The 20,688-nt window shown below is 48.6% G+C and carries 16 protein-coding genes; 3 read left to right on the top strand and 13 right to left on the bottom strand.

Features of this window, described 5'->3' with window-relative positions:
* Positions 1-86: 86 nt before the first annotated feature.
* The 4 genes from ACE5KN_RS26245 to ACE5KN_RS26230 form a co-directional block, all read right to left on the bottom strand.
* Positions 87-344: a hypothetical protein gene (locus tag ACE5KN_RS26245; RefSeq protein ID WP_375527519.1), complete on the bottom strand. Its 258-nt coding sequence runs from the start codon at positions 342-344 to the stop codon at positions 87-89.
* 188 nt (positions 345-532) lie between these two features.
* Positions 533-2,428: a beta-glucoside-specific PTS transporter subunit IIABC gene (locus tag ACE5KN_RS26240; protein ID WP_375527518.1), complete on the bottom strand. Its 1,896-nt coding sequence runs from the start codon at positions 2,426-2,428 to the stop codon at positions 533-535.
* Between the two features lie 153 nt (positions 2,429-2,581).
* Positions 2,582-3,415, bottom strand: coding sequence for a BglG family transcription antiterminator LicT (gene licT / locus ACE5KN_RS26235; RefSeq protein ID WP_375527517.1), 834 nt, complete (start codon positions 3,413-3,415; stop codon positions 2,582-2,584).
* Positions 3,416-3,606: 191 nt separating this feature from the next.
* Entirely contained in the window at positions 3,607-4,719 is a 1,113-nt protein-coding gene (locus ACE5KN_RS26230) for a S66 family peptidase (RefSeq protein WP_375527516.1), read from the bottom strand.
* Positions 4,720-4,855: 136 nt separating this feature from the next.
* On the opposite strand from ACE5KN_RS26230, the gene ACE5KN_RS26225 reads away from it, so the two are divergent.
* Both ACE5KN_RS26225 and ACE5KN_RS26220 read left to right on the top strand, forming a co-directional pair.
* A complete protein-coding gene (locus tag ACE5KN_RS26225; protein WP_375527515.1) occupies positions 4,856-5,323 on the top strand; it encodes a MarR family transcriptional regulator in 468 nt (155 codons plus the stop codon).
* Positions 5,324-5,454: 131 nt separating this feature from the next.
* Positions 5,455-6,870: an MDR family MFS transporter gene (locus ACE5KN_RS26220; protein WP_375527514.1), complete on the top strand. Its 1,416-nt coding sequence runs from the start codon at positions 5,455-5,457 to the stop codon at positions 6,868-6,870.
* 80 nt (positions 6,871-6,950) lie between these two features.
* On the opposite strand, the gene ACE5KN_RS26215 is transcribed toward ACE5KN_RS26220, so the two are convergent.
* The 7 genes from ACE5KN_RS26215 to ACE5KN_RS26185 all read right to left on the bottom strand — a co-directional run bounded on the left by ACE5KN_RS26215 (position 6,951) and on the right by ACE5KN_RS26185 (position 16,638).
* Positions 6,951-8,714: a glycoside hydrolase family 2 protein gene (locus ACE5KN_RS26215; RefSeq protein WP_375527513.1), complete on the bottom strand. Its 1,764-nt coding sequence runs from the start codon at positions 8,712-8,714 to the stop codon at positions 6,951-6,953.
* A gap of 32 nt (positions 8,715-8,746) precedes the next feature.
* Positions 8,747-9,562, bottom strand: a complete 816-nt coding sequence (locus ACE5KN_RS26210) for a carbohydrate ABC transporter permease (RefSeq protein WP_375527512.1) — start codon at positions 9,560-9,562, stop codon at positions 8,747-8,749.
* Between the two features lie 16 nt (positions 9,563-9,578).
* Positions 9,579-10,463 (bottom strand): carbohydrate ABC transporter permease, encoded by an 885-nt coding sequence (locus tag ACE5KN_RS26205; protein ID WP_375527511.1) that lies wholly within the window; start codon positions 10,461-10,463, stop codon positions 9,579-9,581.
* A gap of 88 nt (positions 10,464-10,551) precedes the next feature.
* Entirely contained in the window at positions 10,552-11,835 is a 1,284-nt protein-coding gene (locus ACE5KN_RS26200) for an ABC transporter substrate-binding protein (protein ID WP_375527510.1), read from the bottom strand.
* Between the two features lie 95 nt (positions 11,836-11,930).
* Entirely contained in the window at positions 11,931-13,523 is a 1,593-nt protein-coding gene (locus ACE5KN_RS26195; RefSeq protein ID WP_375527509.1) for a response regulator, read from the bottom strand.
* A 3-nt stretch (positions 13,524-13,526) separates the two neighbouring features.
* Entirely contained in the window at positions 13,527-15,299 is a 1,773-nt protein-coding gene (locus ACE5KN_RS26190) for a cache domain-containing sensor histidine kinase (RefSeq protein ID WP_375533188.1), read from the bottom strand.
* Between the two features lie 31 nt (positions 15,300-15,330).
* Positions 15,331-16,638, bottom strand: coding sequence for an extracellular solute-binding protein (locus tag ACE5KN_RS26185; RefSeq protein ID WP_375527507.1), 1,308 nt, complete (start codon positions 16,636-16,638; stop codon positions 15,331-15,333).
* 207 nt (positions 16,639-16,845) lie between these two features.
* Between ACE5KN_RS26185 and ACE5KN_RS26180 the strand changes: the two genes are divergently transcribed.
* Positions 16,846-18,246: a family 43 glycosylhydrolase gene (locus ACE5KN_RS26180; protein ID WP_375527506.1), complete on the top strand. Its 1,401-nt coding sequence runs from the start codon at positions 16,846-16,848 to the stop codon at positions 18,244-18,246.
* 77 nt (positions 18,247-18,323) lie between these two features.
* Here the strand turns inward: ACE5KN_RS26180 and ACE5KN_RS26175 are convergent, their stop codons facing one another.
* Both ACE5KN_RS26175 and ACE5KN_RS26170 read right to left on the bottom strand, forming a co-directional pair.
* On the bottom strand, positions 18,324-19,412 hold the full coding sequence (locus tag ACE5KN_RS26175) for a GerAB/ArcD/ProY family transporter (RefSeq protein ID WP_375527505.1): 1,089 nt from the start codon (positions 19,410-19,412) through the stop codon (positions 18,324-18,326).
* A gap of 54 nt (positions 19,413-19,466) precedes the next feature.
* Entirely contained in the window at positions 19,467-20,678 is a 1,212-nt protein-coding gene (locus ACE5KN_RS26170) for a Ger(x)C family spore germination protein (RefSeq protein ID WP_375527504.1), read from the bottom strand.
* Positions 20,679-20,688 lie beyond the last annotated feature (10 nt).

Genomic DNA, 20,688 nt, shown 5'->3' with positions numbered 1-20,688 from the left:
AGAACATATATTCCCATCATACCACACAAATAGTCGACTAGGAAAGCACGAGTTTTATACAATAGACAAGTGCATTTAGGCTTCGCCTAACCGAGATTCATCCCCTCCCTATAGAGGAAGGGGATGAATCTCGGAAGGCTGTTAAAATACTCCGGTTTCTTTAACGTATGAAGCGATTTATACGCCTTCAGAATCGTCTCCTGAATAGCATCGGCGCAATCCTCGTCTCTTTGCAGAATGGAAAAGGACTGCTTGTACATCTTCAGTTTGATGTCGAGCACAAGCCGGATAAATGCCTCGTGATTCCCCTTCCTGGCTTTCTTCACCTCTTGTTTTAAATCCACACTCTCCTGCTCCTTTATCTGTAATAACGAACCGTAATGATTTCTGCATATCTTTTAGATACATGAGAGCAGCAAAAGGTTTTAAATAGAATAAAAAAAGCACCGCCACCCGATTCCGTGAGTAACGATGCTTTGATTTTTACTAATTTCTGAATTTCTGTCTTTTCTATTTTTCTGTGTAGTTCTGCTTAAACTACAAGCGTCAGCAACTTATCTTGGGCTGTTACCCATGAGTTTGTTGTTTCAATTACATCCAAGTAATCACCAGTATTTGAGATAATAATTGGAGTGATCGGATTGTAACCGGCTTCCTTAATTTCCTCCAGATCAAACTCAATCAATAGATCCCCTTTGCGGACCTGATCCCCTGCCTTAACCCGCGGGCTGAAATACTGCCCTTTTAATTGCACCGTATTGATTCCAATGTGAATAAGTACTTCCGCGCCACTCTCGGATTGCAGAATTACAGCATGACCTGACTTGAGGATAGTACCAATCGTACCGTTCACTGGCGATACGGCTTGGCCAATACTCGGAACAATGGCAACCCCTTTCCCCATGGCACCTTCTGCAAAAGCAGGATCAGGAACCTCAGTCAAGGATTTCACTTCTCCAGTTAATGGGCTAAGAAGCACCTCTTTCTTCAAGATCGGAGAACCCCCTGTAGGTTTTGAACTTGCTTTCGATGGACCAGCTTGCACTTCTGCAGCAGGACCTTCAGCACTTGCCTCAGTCACTGAAACAGCTTTTTTATCCTGGTATCCGAAAAGAATCGTCAGTACCAAACCAATGCCCATAGCAGCGGCAATGCCGATTAAATAATAACTAACAGGTTTAAATGCACCGATCGAGAAAATATTCTGGAAAACAAATGCTGTAGCATACGTATGGAATCCTCCGTTAATCGCTCCTCCAATAGCTCCGGCAATAATAACATATGACATTGTGCGCTTAAAGCGCAGTAAGATACCATAGACAGTCGGCTCAGAAACGCCCGCTAACAACAGACTTAATGTAGAGGAGCCAGCAATTGATTTCAGAGTCTTTTCTTTGGATTTCAGGAATACTCCCAGCGCCACCCCGGCCATTGCAAAGTTAGAAGCTGCCCACATCGCAAGGATTGGATCGGTTCCATTCGACAGATTTGCCAGCACGATCGGAATAATGCCCCAATGAAGACCAAATACAACAAGGAAGAAGATTAACCCGCCAATAACAGCACCGGTTAATAGCCCGCTTACTCCCATAAGATAATTGATCGCATCCGCTATCGCATTTCCGATATATACACCAAACGGACCGAAGATCATCGCAGTAAGTGGCACAATAATGACTAAAGACAACAATGGAACCAAGAACGTTTGAAGCTCTTTATGGATGATTTTCTTTAAATATTTCTCCACGTAAGAGAAAATCCAAATGGCAACAAATACCGGAAAGACAGTTGATGAATAATCCATCAAGACTACAGGGATGCCTAGAAAAGAGGTCTTATCTCCGTTAGCTAATAATCCCGTAAAATTAGGTTCCATTAATGCTGCACCGATAACTCCACCTACATAAGGATTGGCTCCAAATTTGGTCGCTGCAGTGACGCCCAGAAATATAGGCAGGAAATAGAAGACGGCATTAGCTGCTGCAGCCAGAATGAGGTAGGTCCCACTTTCCGCAGATACCCATCCAAAGGTTGTAAACAGGGTTAAAAAGGCTTTTAGTATCCCTGCTCCGGCCATGGCAGGCAAAAGGGGAGACAGGCTTCCGGAAATCACCGCAAAAATTCTGGACAGAATCTTCTCCTTAGGTTGATCTGCATCCGCTGATACAGCATTCCCCATTCCTAATTTAGTGGTTTTCACAATCTCTTGATATACATGTGCAACGTCATTGCCGATAATCACTTGGAATTGACCACCACTTTCTACGACGGACAGGACACCTTCCAAGCTTTTCAGCTTCTCCTTATCAGGCAATCGATTATCTTTCAAATTAAATCTCAATCGGGTTGCACAATGGATCAGATTCGTTACGTTCTCCTCTCCCCCAATATTCTGCACAATATCCTTGGCTAAATCTTTGTATTTCATTTGCACTCTCTCCTCTAGACCTCATTCTTGTATATATAAAATAAAAAAGCCTGAACAGGTGATGAAGCACACTGGACGGCCAGTACACTTATCACTTATCCAGGCTTTGCCCAACTAATGGTAACAACCCTGTTATTTATTGTTATAGGCTACTTATCTGCTGGTCACTCTCCTAATATGGAGCATAAAATAGACCATTTCAGCATTGGTTGTCTCAACTTGGTACTTATCCTTTAAATAAGCCCTTACCTTCTCACTGCAGGCGAAAGCTTCGGGATACTTGGCAATAACCTGTTCGTACAGCTCGTCATCCTCTGAAGGAATTGATTCATGACGCAGCGTGCGATACGAAAAATATTTCAAGTGAGTCACAAAGCGGCTATAATTTAACGATTCTTCATCCAACTTAATTCCATAATGGAGAGTTACTATATTAAGTATTTCTTGAACCATCTGGGTTACCATTAAGGTTTGTTCCATTTCCTCGCCATCCTGCTGTCCATTCACAAAATGCATTGCGATAAAACCGGCTTCATCTACAGGCAGTTTGACCCCAGTTTCCTTTTCAATTAAGTGTAAAGCATGCAGTGCCGTGTGATATTCTTTCGGATAGAATTTCTGGATCTCCCAGAGCAGCGCATTCTTAAGACTCAATCCCTGTGTATGGCGAGTGATGGCATAACTAATATGATCTGTCAGAGCCAGGTAGATATTATTGCTAAAGGACGTCTTTAGATCTTTTTTTGCATAACGGATAATGCGATCTGTCAATTCTAGATGCTTGGGAGGAATCTCACTAAGTAAAGCAGATAGCCGTTCAGATAATTCTTTGGTCTCCATCACAAAAGTCTTCTCAATTTTTAACGGATCAATATCTTCACCTGGAGTTTTCTGATAGGCTAGCCCCTTTCCAATAACAATGATCTCAGATCGATTAGGTCCTTCAACCAATGCAACATTATTGTTAAATATTTTTTTTATCCTCATGAGTTCGCCCACTTTATATTTTTTGCTAAAAAAAAGCCTAAACTAATCCATAACTAAATATAATCTAGCACGGATTGGTTTAGGCTTTGCCTGCAATGCAGTAACAACCCTAATATAAATTGTAAATACATTATATAAGAGGCGGAGAGCGTTTTCAAGCAAAAAATTCGTGCATGCACAAAATGACCCGATCACGGATAGCCGGACGAGTACCCTGGCGTATGAGGCATTTCCGGGCGGCATTGGGCTTCCGAAGCGATTGGGTATTCTGTGAATGGACAGTCCAGCAGGATAATTTCATTAGTGCCAGGCCGCAGCTCTATTCTCCCGCCCAGTGGCAGGATAAACTTGGGATCCGTATGCCCGAAGTCGAAGTCAACGACAATGGGTACTGTATCTGCTCCGAATTCAACTTTAATGACACTTACAATAATCTCATTCAGTTGCAGCTTCTCTTCCGCTGTGTAATCCTTCGCTCTGCCAAAAATGACGCCTTTTATTTTCCCGAATACACCCTGCATCCCGTAATTGCGAAGCATATACCCCACTTGGCCAGGAGTAGGCTTTTCCTCTGATGTCTCGAAAAATAAGACCTTATCCTGCCAAAAAGACGGATCAGGCCAATATACGGTAGCTTTCATAAATTCTAAGACTTCGATACATCCGCCCCATAACAGGCCTTGTTCAACATTCTCTCCCTGCAGGAAAGTCCATCCTTGCTCATTTTCATAGAATTCCTGACACTCCCCAAGTGTCTCAGGATTGCTCCAGTCTTTATATCCGTTGGTCCATCTTGGAAAAGGAGTATATGAATACGGAAATTTGCCGGAGAATAAGATCGTTCTTAGATGCTGTGCATATTCAGCAGGAAGGCTCCTGATCTGAGCGATGCCTGCCATCACGGAAGGCCCGTAAATTGTAACCATTCCCAGTTGGTTCAGATAGGCCAAAAAGGTGGTCGCATCGGAAAAACCCATGATAAATTTGGGATGCTTCATGATCATCTCCGTATCCAAATAGGGCAAAATGCGAACGGACTCATATCCGCCGATTGAAGTGATGATACCGTCTATTTTGTCGTCCTGAAAGCATTGATTCATATCTTCCGCACGCCATTGCGGGTTCCTGTACAAGTCGTCCGGGGACATTCTTGCAGTCGGCATCTCCACAATGTCAAAACCAAAAATCTCTTGCAGATTCTTCAATCCAAGCTCGTAAATATCAGGAAATAAGTATGGTAACCCGCTCGATGGAGATATGACTGCGATTCTTGAACCAGGCAAAATTTTATTCGGTTTAATCATAAATTTACCTCCCATATGGATGAAATGAATAGATCACGATATCATTAAGGGCTTGGCACCACGTTTGGAATTTGTTGAAATAGAAACAATAATTCAATATAATATTGTAATGCTCCAACGGGTGGGAGGACAGGCCATGAACAAACAGGAACAGGTCATGATGGAATTCAGAGACTTATTTAACAAGATGGCTTGGCTTAATAAGAATAAGATGGAAGACAGTCTTAAGGGTTATAAGCCTTCTGAAGTACATTGCATCGAATCCATTGAAAAAAACGCGGACCCCAACGTGACGAAACTTGCGGAGTCCCTTTATATGACTAGAGGTGCCCTAAGCAAATTAACGAAGAAGCTTATAGAAAAAGGCCTTATCGAAAGCTACCAGAAGCCGGATAACAAAAAAGAAATCTATTTTAGGCTAACAGAGCAAGGGAAAGTCATTTATAAAATCCATGAGGATCTGCACAAAGAGTTTCAAGAGCGGGATAAAGCCGTATTTGCGCAGGTAACCGAAGAACAATTTGACAGTATGCTTAGCTTCATAAAGAAGTATAGCAGGCATTTGGATGCAGAAATAAAGAAACAGGGTATAGAAATTAATTAACACAGGCAGCCGGGCTCTATGGAGAACGAGCTGCATTTTTTGTCGCCACTTTGTTGACAAGGAAACAAAAGTGCGATACATTAAATATGTTTCCATGGAATCAAAATGATGACTTCTGAGAGGAGAATAACATGACAATAGACAAAGACAAAGTAAAGGAACCCGGATTACCAAAAGAAATTCTCATAGCCGCCTGGGCTATCGCACTTGGAGCCATTGCACCCATGTTGGACTCAACTATGGTGAACATCGCTATTAACAAACTAACAGAGGAATTCAACACAACGCTGAATATCATTCAATGGTCTATTACAGGTTATGTGTTAGCCCTTGCGACAGCAGTTCCAGTGTCCGGCTGGCTTATGAACAAATTTAACGGAAAGAAAATCTTCATTGGTGCAGTCATCACCTTTGGTGTCATTTCTGTTTTCGCCGGCATTAGTTGGGACATTTCCAGCTTCATCTTCTTCCGTTTGCTTCAAGGGTTCAGCGCCGGGATTATAACCACGCTTATGTCAACACTCTTGGTCAAAACAGCCGGTCAAGAATATCTGGGGAGAGTTATGGCCATCGTCAGCACTCCGATGATCTTGGGCCCGATCCTAGGACCCGTCATCGGTGGTTTCATCGTTCAAGCCGCATCATGGCATTGGATTTTCTTCATCAACGTGTTCATCGTTTTGATTGCCGCACCACTTATGATGAAAAAGCTCCCGGACTTTGAACCGTTCAACAAAGACAGTAAACTTGATGTATTTGGGATTGTTGATTTGTCCTTCATGAGCGCAGCATTGATATACGGAATTACAAAAGCAGCGGACCATTCATCATTTAACAATGGAGAAACAATCCTCTGGATGGGCATCGGCCTTGTTTTAGCCGTAATTTACCTTGTATATAATCGAATGAGAAAGAATCAAACCGTGCTGCCGATGAATTTATTTGCGCACAAGAGCTTCACAGCATCAAGCATCGGTTTGTTCTTGGCGAACATTGCCGTCATGGGACCGATGTTAATCCTGCCGTTGTTCTTCCAAAACTTCCGTCATTTCACGGCAATTGAAGCAGCGCTTGCGTTAATTCCTCAAGGTGTCGGGATGCTCGTTACAAGGCCGATGATCGGAAAAATGATCGATAAGATCGGTGCGAAATACGTCGTTATGGTCAGTCTTGTTCTTTCCCTTATCGGATCGGTTCCGCTGATCTTTATCACCGATAAGACAAGCATGATCTGGATTTCCATCATATTGTTCATCCGGGGTGCCAGTTTCGGAGGAATTATGCTTCCGCTCACGAGTGACGCATATACAGGACTTGACAGCACACAGCTTCCGGAAGCAGGCGTCGGGATTAATATGATTGAAAACCTTGGTTCAAGCTTTGGTTCAGCTGTGATCGCAACCGTTGTTGCAGCTGTTGTACAAGGATTGCAACCAACGATTGCAAATGACTTGAAAGGTTATCATGCAGGCTTCTTGGTTTCTGCAATTGTCCTGGCCCTGATCTTCATTCCTGGTCTATTCCTCACACATAAAAAGAATGCATAACAGGGTTTCAGAACTTGGGGACAAGTTCTGAAACCCTGTTAGTCTACCGTCTGAAGCAGCCAATGATGGCGGCTCTGCTGTTACTCCTCATTACAAACGATTTTACGAATTTCAGCCAGCGGCACCTTTGGTACCCGGTCATAGGTCAGCAATCCGTTGATTTCCTGCTCCACATCCGTCAGCTGCGTATAACAGAACCCCTCTATCACAGGAGATACGTACATAGGCCGGATCACGGCCTGCAGCCGTTGCAGATAATCTCCGTCGTCCTTGGCGCCGGAATAACCCCAGCCGTCCCAATCGCTTTTCTTATAGGCAATGCCGCCAAACTCTGTAATCATGATCGGCTGTCCCTCATAACCAGCCCCGCCCACAAAGATGCGTCTTCTGCCTGGCAGGCCGCTTACCGCGCTCTCTGCCGTAGTATAACGCTCTGTCAGCACTTCTTCTCTCCATTCGTAATCATGGATCGCCACGATATCCGTCTTCATCATTTCCCAGCCGTCGTTGTAGATGACAGGCCGGGTTGGATCGAGCGACTTGGTCAGATGATACATCGTCAGCCCGTGCTGCTGCTGCCGCTCATCCACCTGGGCGTTCGGAATACCCCAGCTTTCATTGAGCGGAACCCAGACGATAATGGAAGGATGGTTATAGTCGCGTTCAATGATCTCCTGCCATTCCTTCGTAAATTTGCGGACATACTCTTCGGAGTAATTATAGGCGTTAGCCGCCTCGCCCCAGACAAGCAGTCCTTTCCGGTCGCACCAGTACAGGAAGCGCGGGTCCTCTGTTTTCTGATGCTTGCGCACGCCATTGAAGCCCATTTCCTGCGTCAGCTCAATATCGCGCAGGAGCGCTTCATCGGAAGGCGCCGTTAAAATTCCGTCCGGGAAATACCCTTGATCCAGCACCAGTCTCAGAAAATATGGCCGGTTGTTGAGATGAAGCTGCCCATTTTCAACCGTAACCTTTCGCATGCCGAAATAAGAGGTCACGGTGTCGGTCACTTCCTCCCCGTCCAACAGCTCAAAGGTGATGTCGTACAAATTCGGCTTTTCCGGGGTCCACCAACGACCCAGCCCGTGATCATTGAAGTCATGCAGGCCGACGGTACGCACCTCTTCCGTATGGCGGACCGTGAATTCCTCCTCAGATATGACTTCGCCTGCAAAGGAAATGGTCATGCGCACCCTTACCTTGCGCTCTGCAGCTGCTACCGAATAAAACATGCGAATCCGGATGTCATTGCGGTCGATGTCAGGCGTAAATTTCACTCTGCTCAGGCGGGCTCCATCCACCGGCTCAAGCCAAACGGTCTGCCAGATACCCGTAGTGCGCGTATAGAAAATGCTTGCCGAATCCTGCTTCCAATACTGCTTGCCCCGCGGCAGCGTCACATCCTGGCTGTAGTCCTCTACCCTTACTACAATCGTATTTTCCCCGTCTGTAAGCAAATCCGTGATGTCCGCCTCAAAAGGAGTATGTCCCCCCTCATGGGACACGGCCCAGCGGCCGTTCACCCATACCGATGCGGAGTAATCCACGGCGCCAAAATGCAGCAGGATGCGTTTGGACTTCCATTCCGCAGGCAGCTCCAGCTGCTTGCGGTACCATACCAGGTCGTGAAAACCCGGATCTCCGATCCCACTCAGCTTGCTTTGAAAGGCGAAGGGAACCTGAATTTTTTTATCGAAAGCTGTACCGTTTTCCGGCTCATACCACCGCTCACGGTCTCCCCGCCGCTGGTCATCAAACGCAAACTCCCACTCCCCATTCAGATTTAACCACTCTTTTCGCTCAAATTGCGGACGCGGATATTCCGGTCTTGGCTGGTTACTCATTGCTATCTCCTCTTTTCATGTGAAATTTATCGCTACATCTCTTTGCCGCCGGTAAAGGCAATGCCCTTAATAATCTGCTTTTGAAAAATAAGGAACACGATCAGCACCGGAATGGCGGCAAGCGCGTTTGCCGTCATCGGCAGAGCGTACTGCTGCACATAAGAGCTCTGGAACATCGGCAGTCCGAGCGTAATCGTCATATACGCTTTGTCGGATATGGAAATGAGCGGCCACACAAAATCGTTCCAGGCTCCAATAAACGTGAAGATGCCAAGGGCAGCAAGGGCCGGCCTGGACAGGGGAAGAAAGATGCTGTACCAGATTTTGAAAAAGCCGGCGCCGTCCATACGCGCAGCCTCCTCCAGATCCTTCGGCAGACCGTCAAAAAACTGCTTCAGAATAAAAATCCCCATCGGTCCCGCAACGGCCGGCAGCACAAGCGATGTGCGCGTGCCGAGCAGCCCGAAATCACGCATGAGCAAATAAAGGGGAATAAGCGTAGCTTCCGCCGGGATCATCATACCGGACAGAAACAGTAAGAACAGCAGCTTGCTGCCCGGGAAACGGATTCGTGAAAAGGCATAAGCCGCCATGGAGGAGAACAGCAGCACCAGCACCGTCGTTACTGCAGAAACAATAATGCTATTCCCCATCCAGCCGAAGATAGGCGCAAGGCTCAGCACTTTTTTATAATTATCCAATGTAAAATGCAGCGCTCCCCCGAAAATATTCTGTCCCTCAGGCGTAAACGACAGCAGCAGCATCCACACGATCGGCACCAGAAACAGCACGGCCAGCAGCAGGGCAACCACACGGATAAACACATAATACAACCGGTCCATCGTCATTATTCCTCTCCCCTTCCTAACGGTCCAATCTGCGCAGCAGCAGAGTCTGCAGCAGTGAAATGACCAGAATCACGATCATCAGCACGAAGGCAATGGCCGAGGCGTAACCCATCTCAAACGTCTGAAAGCCGTTCTCGTAAATGGAGAACACCACCGTTTTGGTCGCTCCGGCCGGCCCGCCGCCTGTGATGAGCTTCGATTGACCGAAAATTTTGAAGGAAGCAATCGTCTGCAGCACAATGACCAGAATAGTGACCTTGGACAGGGACGGAAACGTAATGTACCGGAACGTCTGCCAGCGGGAGGCTCCTTCGATCTGACTCGCTTCATAATAGGAAGATGGAATATCCTGCAGTCCCGCGAGAAAAAGAACAAACACAAAACCGACGGTCCACCAAAGAGTTGCCAAAATAATAGACACCCACGCAAGCTGCGGATCCGAAATCCAGTAAATATCAGCGCTAATGATACGCAGCGCTTTAAGCACCTGATTCAGCAAACCGCTGTAAGGCTGCAGAAAAATGACCCAGATGCTGGAAATGACGGATACGGACAACACATACGGCATGAATACCGATATCCGCAGAAACGATTGCACCCGCCTCACCTGATGAACCAGTACAGCCGCCAGCAATCCCGCCCCGCTGATCAGCGGCACACTGATGACTGTAAACAGGACCGTATTCAGGAGATTGCTGCGGAATTCCTCGTCCCTTAACAGATTGGCATAATTCTCCAGACCGATAAAGGTTTTATCCCCCAGCAAGGACCAGTCATAAAAGCTGATGCGCAGGCCGAACAAAATGGGAAACAGCGAAAATATCAAAAAAAACAGCGTATACGGGAGCACCATGAATAGCCCTGCCATCCAGCCTTGCCTTTCAAGCGATTTTACACGCATGATGCTTTAATCTCCTTTCCGGTAAATTTGCATCAAGAGGAGAAGATACAGGCCGGATCCTTGTCGGTTCCGGATCCGGCCTTCATCGTCAGTTGCCTGTTGTTTTGTTGATGACTTCGTCCGCTTTTTGCAAGGTGGTGGCAGGGTCCTGCTGACCCATCATCATTTTCTCAAATTCCTTGACGACATTGTCGTTCACCTGGCCCTGCTTTTCATGGCGCGGCCAGTATTTGACGAAATCGGCGGATTCCGCATAGTCGCTGCGGTAGTCCATCGCTTTAAAGGCTTCGGAGTCCAGCACCTTCGTTACGCTTGGAATATGCCCCGCTTTGGCCCACATTTCCCCGTTCTGGGCGAGCCAGTTGGCGAATACAAGCGCCGCCTTCTGCTTCGCCGGATCTTCCTTGCTGTGCTTTGGCAGCGCCAGCGTGTGCGAATCGCCCCATGTCGCAGGCTGGTCATAAATTTGCGGCATCGGCACGACCCCGAAATCAAGTCCGTCAATATTTTCGAAAGAGCCTGTGCTCCAGACACCGGTAATCAATACGGCCGCTTTTTGATCCTGGAACATTTTCACCGCATCGTTGATGTTGGGCGGAATCAGCTTGGAGGTATAAAGGCTGTTGACATATTCCAGTGCCTGCAGCGCCTGCGGATTATTCAATTCCGCTTTGCCGTTCGCATCATAGAACTTACCGCCGCCTGTCAGCTGGTTGTAGAAGCCCCAGAACATCCAGTAGGAGTCAATGCGCACATTCGGCTGGGCCAGAGGTGCAACATCTGCCGGAACAGCATCTTTAATGGCAGTCAGGAATTTGGTGAAGCCCTCCGGAGATGGATCGTATACCGGCTTGCCGTCTTTCAGCACACCGGCTTGCTCAAGATATTTCTTGTTGTAGTACATGACGATGGCATGTGTATCCAGCGGGATGGAATAATGCTTGCCATCATAAATGGTGGATTCCAGAATGGTCGGATTGAAATCATCCCAATTGACGCCAGCTTCCGACGCAAGGCCGTCAAGTTCGGTCATATAACCGGAAGGCACGTACTGCGGCATTCTGGAGGAGTGCAGGACAGCCAGGTCCGGCCCCTGGTCGGAAGCGAGTGCGGTCTGCAGCTTGGTGTAGTAATCCTCCGAACGGTTGCTCAGCTGTTCGACCTTGATATCGGTGCTTTCCGCATTGAATTTCTCGATCATCGCGGTCATGAACTCGCCGTCACCGCCGCTGAACGGCGTCCAGAAGGTGATTTTTGTTTTTTCTCCGCTGCTGGCTTCGGGCGCGGTGCTGCTCTCTGCGGCACAGGCGGACAAGATCAGCAGCAAAGACAAAAGAAGCGCGGACAGTTTGATGATTTTTGTCTTTCTCATCAGTAGACCTCCTTATTGGTTGCGTTTACATGTATAGCTTAAACGAAGGAGGGTCAGTCGCCCATGACGCTTCTTTTGAACCTGTAGACATATATTTAGGCCATGCCTTGCTTCTGCATCTCTTCACGGTACTGCTTGGGCGTGCGCCCGGTCTCCGTCTTGAATACACGATTGAAATGGCGGAGATTCGCAAATCCGGTGCTTTCGGCAATAAGAACGATCTTCTCGCTGGTACGCGCCAGCCTCCGGCAGGCCTCGCGGATGCGCCTGCGGGTCAGCACTTCCACAAATGAGCAGCCGAGCCGGGCTTTGAACAAGCTGCTTAAATAAGAGGCATTCAAATAGACCATGTCAGCCATCATGCTAAGCGTAATAGGCTCTGCGTAATGAGCTTCGATATACGCCACTACCTTGTCAACGGCATGGGTGACATGATCTCTCCCCTGCTCGCGCAGAATGGCGGACAGGGAAAGCACCATCTCCTCGCAATAACCGGTGATCTCCGTCCGCGAAGTGATGGACAGCGCTTCTTCCAGCACTTTGATGATATCCCGCTCACCCAACCATTCCTGCACAACGCCGCGGTTCACAGCCATTTCATAACATTGGAGAATGACCTTGCAGATATGCTGCCGCAGCACCTCCGGGCTTCCGCTATGGCTCAGCTCCTCCACCAGGCGCTGCACCTCCCGCCGCAGCACCGCAGCATTGCCCTCTGCAATCATCAGCTCCGGAATATCCCAATCCTTCGCGGACTGGACTGCCGATTTATTCGCTGCAGCTTCACCATATATCAGCACACGATTGCCGCCGTCCGTCAGACGGTAAAGCAGGGCAAGCTCCGCCTGCTTGTAGGCGGTCGGAAGCGACTCGAGATCGGAAACGCCGCTGCCGATGCCGATGGTGATCGTAATATCCGAGATTTTGCGGATTTTCCTGATCATACTGCGGGCCGCTGAAGCGATTCGTCTCTTGGCCTGCTCAGATGCTTCCTCGCAAATGATAGCTGCAATTTTATGTTGCCGGGTAAAAACGTAGCCGGGAAAATGCTGCTGAATCATCTCCTCCATGAACTGGCTGAGGTAAAGCGTAAATAATGCGGGATCACTCCGCCGGTACCGCTCCTCCTGCACTGATTCCTTGTCCAACTCGGCGATCATGCAGTACATCCCCGAGTGATCCAGCTTCAGGCCGACATGCTCCAGCATTTCGGAGTCCCCAAGCTGTACGCTTCCCTGCACCAGTCCCCAGAGCAGCTGACTGCGCAGGCTTTTCTTGAACAGGGCATTGTCCTTATCCGTTTCACGCCGGCTCTGCCGCCATTCATCCAGCATCCGTTCCAGGGTCTGATACAGCTCATCCTTGTTGATCGGCTTCAGCAGATAATCCCGTACTCCCGTCCGAATGGAAGTCTGTACATATTTGAAATCATTATAACCGCTGAGTACAATACACTTCGTATCCGGGGCTTTCTCAGCGAGAGCGGACTGCAGCTCCAGTCCGTCCATCCGCGGCATGCGGATATCGGTAATGACCAGGTCAGGCTGCAGCCGCTGTACCTGTTCCAAGGCCTCAAGCCCGTCACGGGCCTCCCCCACCACTTCCCAGTCCAGGTCAAATCCCTTGACCAGATGGGCAATTCCTTTGCGGAAGATGGATTCGTCATCAACAATCACCATGGTTGGCATATGTTATTCCCCTCTCGGTAACTTGTTTTCCGCCGCTCCTGACGGGAGGTTCACCTTTACCTTCATCCCCCCGCCCGATGAACTCTCCAGCTGAAGCCCATATCCGGCTCCATAGCGGAGCACCAGACGGCGGTGGACATTTACGAGACCGTGTCCTCCCGGTGATCCGGGAATGATGCCTTCCTCCATGCTGCTCATCTGCTGCTGAAGCTGTTCTCCGGTCATTCCCGGCCCGTTGTCGGTGATTTCAATACAGATGCTTGTGCCGAGCTTGCGGCCGTTCACCTCAATATGCACATCACCACGCCCTTTTTCCAATCCATGAATAATGGAATTTTCCACGATCGGCTGCAAGGTAAGGCGAACGATCCTCGTATCCGGCAGCTCAGGCTCCACATTCAGCCGGTACGCAAGCCTGTCTTCAAAGCGGATCTGCTGGATTTCCAGATATCCTTGAATATGCTCAAGCTCCTGCTGCAGCCTGACCTCGCTGTTGCCGCCATTCATGCTATAGCGCAGCAATGCACTCAAATGATTCGTCATCTGCACGACCTCCCGGTTATCCTGCAGCTCCGCATACAGGCTGATAGAGCCGAGCGTATTGTACAGAAAATGCGGGTTAATCTGGCTCTGCAGAGCGGCAATTTCGGCATTTTTCTCTCTGATTTCCGTTTCATACAGCCTATAGGTTAACGTCTCCAGCCTGGACACCATCACGTTGAAGGTGCGGCTGAGATGGCCGACCTCATCCCCGGACTCGACCGGAATGGCCACGTCAAACTCTCCCCGCTCCACCTTTTTCATAGAGCTGCTCAGCAGGCGCAGAGGGCGTGTGATCCGCAATGATATCCATACCGATACAACGGCTCCCAGCATGAGACAGAACAAGCCGAGCCCTATCGTTTTGTTTTTCATAACCATCGTATCTTTGAGCAGTACGGATAGCGGAACAGCCTGAATCACGGTCCAGTCCGTCACCGGCGACGTATAATAGGTCAGCAGATCGGCATCCGCTCCTTTTCCAATCGTCAGGGTGCCTTCTCCACGGTAGCCGCTGGCTTCCCGCTCATTTCTGGCCGAGGCCGAAGAACCGCTGTAATATACGTCCTGTCCTGTCTGGTCAACGATCCACAACAGGTTGCCTCCTTGCTGCGACAGGCTCGCGATACGCTGGGTCAGGGACGCAAGGGGCACATCAATCACGAAATAACCCAGAATTTCTCCGTTCTCCAGACTGGAAATTCTCCGGACCACCGAAAACACCTCATAGGTCGCTCCAGAGTAAGAGTGGAGGATATGCGGGCCTCTGAAATAAGCTTTCCCGCTCTGCGCCGCATGAAGGAACATGTCCTTATCATCGTAATCCGTAATAAACCGGCCAGGGCTGTCCTCCATTTCCCTGTACGAAGGGCCGCGATAGCTGTACAAGGTGATACCTGCCACGTCCACACGGCCGTTCGCCATCGTTTTGCGCATGAAGCCGCTGACCTTCTGCTTCTCCTCATAGCTCAACACCTGCCCGCCTTCTCTTCGCTTCTCCAGATAGGCCATAATTTCAGGAGACTGATAGGGAGTCGCGGATAACAGATTCAACTCGTTCATATAGACATCAATGTTGGCCGTCAGGCCCTGCACCACATCCGCCTGGTATTTGCCGACATTCCGCTGCATGGATTGTGAAAAATCCTTATAACCCATGATGGAGGCAATCGTCAAAGCCAGGGCGATCAAGAGGACGTTGACGGCGATCAGCTTGGCGGCTAGTCTTTTGGTCATCAGCCGCCGCATCCACATTCTCATCTTCATGTCATTCACCCAGGATGCTGTCGATCAGCGGCTCAAGACGTTTCAGCATGTCATCTGCAGTCTGTTGGCCGTGCCAAATCTTCTCCAGCTCGCCAACAAGCGCATCATTGATTTCCCCTTGCTTCGGATGGCTTGGGAAATACCGCACATCCTCTTCCGCATCAGCATAATCCGAACGATAAGGAAGCGCCTTGAAAGCTGCGGAATTCAGCGCGTTCCGCTCAGCCGGAATGTGGCCGGCCTGTGCCCACACCTGCCCCTGATCAGCCAGCCATTCCGCAAAACGGACGGCAGCCTCCACCTTTCCCGGATCTGTATCGCTATGGGATGGGAAGGCCAGGGTATGGGCGTCTCCCCAGGTACCGGGCCTGTCATAGATTTGCGGTAAGGGCATGACGCCGAAATCCAAGTCATCCAGTTTCTCAAATGAGCCGATGGACCATGTTCCTGACCATAATACGGCCGCTTTGCCGCTGATAAAGCAGCTGCCCGCATCGGAAATATCCGGCGGAATCAGCTTGCTTTCATACAGGGATGCTACAAAATGAAGGGCTTTGGCGGCAGCCTCCATGTTCACCCGGGCTTTGTGCCCGTCCACACTGTATAAACCGCCGCCGCCGTCAATCTGCGCATACAGCGACCACCATAACCAGAGTGAATCAATCCGCACATCGGGCACGGCGAGCGGGGCCACATCCTGTGGAATACGGTCCCGTAAAGCAGTCAGAAAATGCAGGAAGCCGTCTTCGCCCGGGTCCATCATCACTTTTCCGTCTTGCAGCAGCCCGGCTTCTTTCAACCATGTTTTGTTGTAATATAAAACGGTAAAGTGGGTATCGAGAGGTACAGCATAATGGCGTTCCCCGATCACTGTCCGCTCCACGATATCCGGATTAAATTGATCCCACGGGATATGTGTCCCGGCATCCGTTGCATCGATGGGCATCAGAAATCCTGCCGGCACGTATTGCGCGAATTTGGAAGCATGCACCACAGCGACATCGGGCCCCTCTTCGGTGACGATGGCTGTGGACAGCTTGATGTAATAATCATCTGATTTGTTATTTTTCATCACGACCTTAATCCCATCTTTATTTTCCTTGTTGTAGCGCTGGACGAGTTCATTCATATAAGAGCTGTCCCCGCCGCTGAACGGTGTCCAGAATTCGATGGTGACAGGACCTGTAGATTTCTGTTCCCCATCGGTCTTCTCAACCGGGGTGTTCGCACATCCTGCGGCCAATACTGTACAGATAGATGCTATTAAAAAAGCTGCGATTTTTACAACGACCATCCGATAGAAATGCATGCGCTTACATCCTTTCCGGGAATTACTTTTCGTTGCGCACTCTTAATGTACTCCCTCTTCTTTCTTCTGTAAACGGATGCCGCTGCCATGCCCGTCACATCCAAAAAAATGTCCCACAGCTTCAAAAAATATGACCTTTTTATAAAAATCCATTTAGGATAGCTTTATTTTGTAAACGCTTCATATTCCAAGTAAGGAGTGAATGCCATGCGAAAACGGAAATCAAGATGGACCGGAGGATTGCTGCTGATGCTGCTGTTAAGCTGGGGGCTGGCCGGAAATGCGGGTGCGGCATCCGTGCAGCAGGATTTTTACAACGTGGTGATTCAGGACGGGGCCGACCCATGGGCTTACAAGCATACGGACGGGTATTATTACTTTACGAAAACGACCGGCAACAACGTCACCATCTGGAAATCACGCACATTATCCGGGCTGGATGCAGGTGAATCCGTAAGCATTGAAACGGGAGGCAAAAATATTTGGGCTCCGGAAATCCATTACCTGAACAATGCCTGGTATATCTACTACGCCAAGGATGACGGGGACAACGCCAATCATCGCATGTACGTCCTGGAGAACAAGTCCAAAGACCCGCTGCAGGGAACCTGGAAAGACCGGGGCCAGGTAACGGACAAGACCAATAAATGGGCGATCGACGGCACAGTCCTGCAGGCGGGCAAGCAGCTGTATTTCATTTGGTCGGGTTGGGAAGGCGATGAAAATGTCAGCCAAAAGCTGTATATTGCGCGGATGAGCAATCCGTGGACGATCGTCTCGGACCGTGTGGAAATTTCAGCTCCGGAGTACGCGTGGGAAACCAATCATAATCCCCATGTCAATGAAGGGCCGCAGGTTGTGATTCGCGGAAATGTGATCAACCTGATTTATTCCGCCAGCGGCAGCTGGACCAATGATTACTGCCTTGGCCTGATCACGGCGGATATCAATGCCGATCTGCTGCAAAGCTCATCCTGGCATAAACGCAGCGAGCCAATATTCAAATCAGCGAACGGAATCTACGGACCCGGCCACGCCTCCTTTACGACCTCTCCGGACGGGACGGAGGACTGGATCGTGTATCATAACGCGAAAAATAACCAGTCAGGCTGGAACCGGGAAATCCGCATGCAGCCATTTACATGGAATGCTGACAATACGCCGAATCTGGGCAGTCCGCTGGCTCCGAACAGCAAAATCCCCGTTCCCTCCGGAGAGCCTGAGCGCATTCGGATTGAAGGCGAAGAAGGACGGTTTGGCGGTGCGGCTTACGCATCGGCAAGCCCGAACGGCTCAGGTGGCATGAAGGCAGGCCATATCGATACGGCAGACAGCTTTGTGGAATATACGATCGATCTCCCTTCCGCAGGAGAGTATATTCTATCTGCCCGCACGGCGAATGGAACGACGGATCTTGCCTGGTCTACCCTGCAGATCAGCGTGAATGGATCGCAGCCCGATCCCTTTTATATTACCAACAAAGGATGGGAAAACTGGGGCCTCTCCACCAAACGCGTTCATCTGCAAGCGGGAGAAAACGTAGTGCGGTTTACAAAAGGCAATGGGTACGGAGAAATTGATCTGATCGATGTGTTCCCTGCCAACTGAAAACATTATCAAACCCTCTCATGATATTGACGATACCCTTTCGGGAGATCGATATCCGGGAGGGTTTTCTTCTTTGCTCAAGCCCTCTTCTTTTTGCGGACCCATAGGACAAAGAACAGCAAAAGCGGCAATGCGATTTGAAATACAGGCCAGATCCTGTCCAGAGCCAGGTGAAGTCCGATCCAGAGAAACTCTGTAAAGTTGGGCGACAGAAAAGTCAGCAAATATATCGCCGTGCCTATCGCTACAAGCCAAACCTTGTAGCTGATTGAAGTAATTCTGCGCATTCCTATGGCTGCACCCATATAAAAGGCTGACGCCTTTATACCGATTCCCAAAAATAAAATCATGGCAAAAAGCGGATCAGCTCTTTCAACAATTTTTTCCACCGTAGTCAACTGGGTGACTTGAAATAATGGATAAGTAGTCGTTGCCGCCAGGTCAGGCCCGAGAACAAGAATACATATTTGGTTTACACCAATCAGAAATATGGCAATGAGCCAGTAGGTTAAGATGACGCTTTTGTTGAGATTTTTGGGTTCAGAAACAAATTTGAAAAAAACGAGAAATAGAACGGTTTGGCCAAACGGAAAAGAAATAATTTCCGGCAGTGCGGCCTCCCACACCGGCTTTAACCCGTTTTCCAGGATTGGCAGCATAAATTGAAGGTGAACAAGCCCTGTGAAAGAAATAATCAGGAGAAGTATGATATAGCCAAGCGTTATCATGTAAAAGAGCACCGTAACCAGCAGAAACCATGCTCGTGGTCCCAAATGAATACAATCGGCTATAACCAGTATGGCTAACAAAGTTACAAATGCCGTAGGGGTCCGGTTTAAGAGTGTCAATGTTGCCAGATCGCCAATATCGCGCAAATTTCGGGCAGACTCATAGGTAAAATAACAAACAAAAGCGAGTCCGACCGCACTGCCAAGCCATTTTCCCATATATTTTTTACAAAGCTCAAACAGATCACTTTTTGAATCCATATGAAAGATTTTCAGGTACAACAGGAGTAATAAAAAACCGCAAGCCGCTCCGATCAGCATAGCCAACCAGGCATCCTGTTTTGCTGTAGCCCCCTGCAGGAATAGCGTTGTGCTGCCAACCTCAAATGCTGCCATCGCCATGGCAATTTGGGACAATCCTGTGGTCACTTTCCTCATCCTGTTTGGCTCCTCCGCTGGAAATACTTTATTTAATGTCCGGGACTCATTCGATTACTTCTTTCCTAAATGATTTTGCAGCAGCCCCGGAAGACGAATTAAGGCATCAACTTGTACATCGATCTCCATCCTTCTAAATTCGGCAGGCCAATTCCCCTTCAATTCCCTCCACTTTTTCGGGAATTTTCGGTGAATGATATCGCCGTAACCTACGGTATCTACACCAAGTCTCTGCGTTCCCTTCCATCCTGCATCTATGGTATCTTCAATTTCTTTTTCAATCTGTTTTTCCAGTTTTTTGATCTCACTGGTTTTAGACAGGTTTTTTTTGCAGCCAAATTCCGCTATACTTCCGTCAACCTTAACCCTCACCTGCATGATGTAGCGGTATCCGTTATATTTGGGCACCAATTGAGTATGGGAACTATTGATCATGTAAGAAGATCGCTTTGTTTTCTTATCATTGCAGGGAAAAGCAATTTCTGTATTTTGTACTTTGCCGGCAAGCCACATCAACCCGAGACTTTCCTTGCGGTTAAGCAATCCTGCAAAACGCCCCTCCTGAAACACTGCCAGCTTGGACAATGACATATTAAGTGGTGCTGAAGTTTTCTTGATGATGTCTATAGACTCTAACTCTTTTTCATTTTCTTCGCTTTTTTCGCCTTTTAAAGCAGCTACAGGCATACCGATTCCTCTCGCATCCGAATGCAAGCTGAGCGCAAAATCATACACTGACGTACCGGGAAAAATAGAAACCTGCTTGCTCTCTTTACTAATGAGCTCGGCGTAAGCGGCCCCGGCCAGCTTTTCCGGCGGAGCCAGCTTCTTTAACATTTCGGATGCATCGCCATCGGTGTACAGCATTAGAACTGTCTCCCTTGATTCGCTGTTGCGAAAGTAATAATCAATGAGCTGATCCAGTCCTTGCTTTGCTGCTGTTTTGCCGATGAAAAGAACCCGGTTATGGGCAACATATATACGGCGTGAAGTTTCCAGGCTACTTAGATTAAGTGCCTGATGAATCGTCTCACCTTTTACGGTATACACATGCAAAGCCGGCTGGGAGCCGCCTCCCGAACCATCACCTGCACCGCCGGCCATGGCAGAAGGTACGATGATTTGGTAGGAGACTTCCCACTGCCCGTCCCGGTAATCTATCCCTGTGGCGGCAGTAACCCACAATTCGTTCAATTCCGTCCGGTTCCAGCAGCTGGATAAAAGCACTACCATTAAAAGCAGCATTACAATTTTGCCTGTTGGCATAGCGATTTCT

Origin of the sequence: Paenibacillus terreus (genome assembly GCF_042138595.1) — a bacterium.
GTDB lineage: Bacteria > Bacillota > Bacilli > Paenibacillales > Paenibacillaceae > Paenibacillus > Paenibacillus terreus.
Note: the sequence above shows the minus strand (reverse complement) of the source record. Positions and strands in the feature narration are given on the sequence as shown.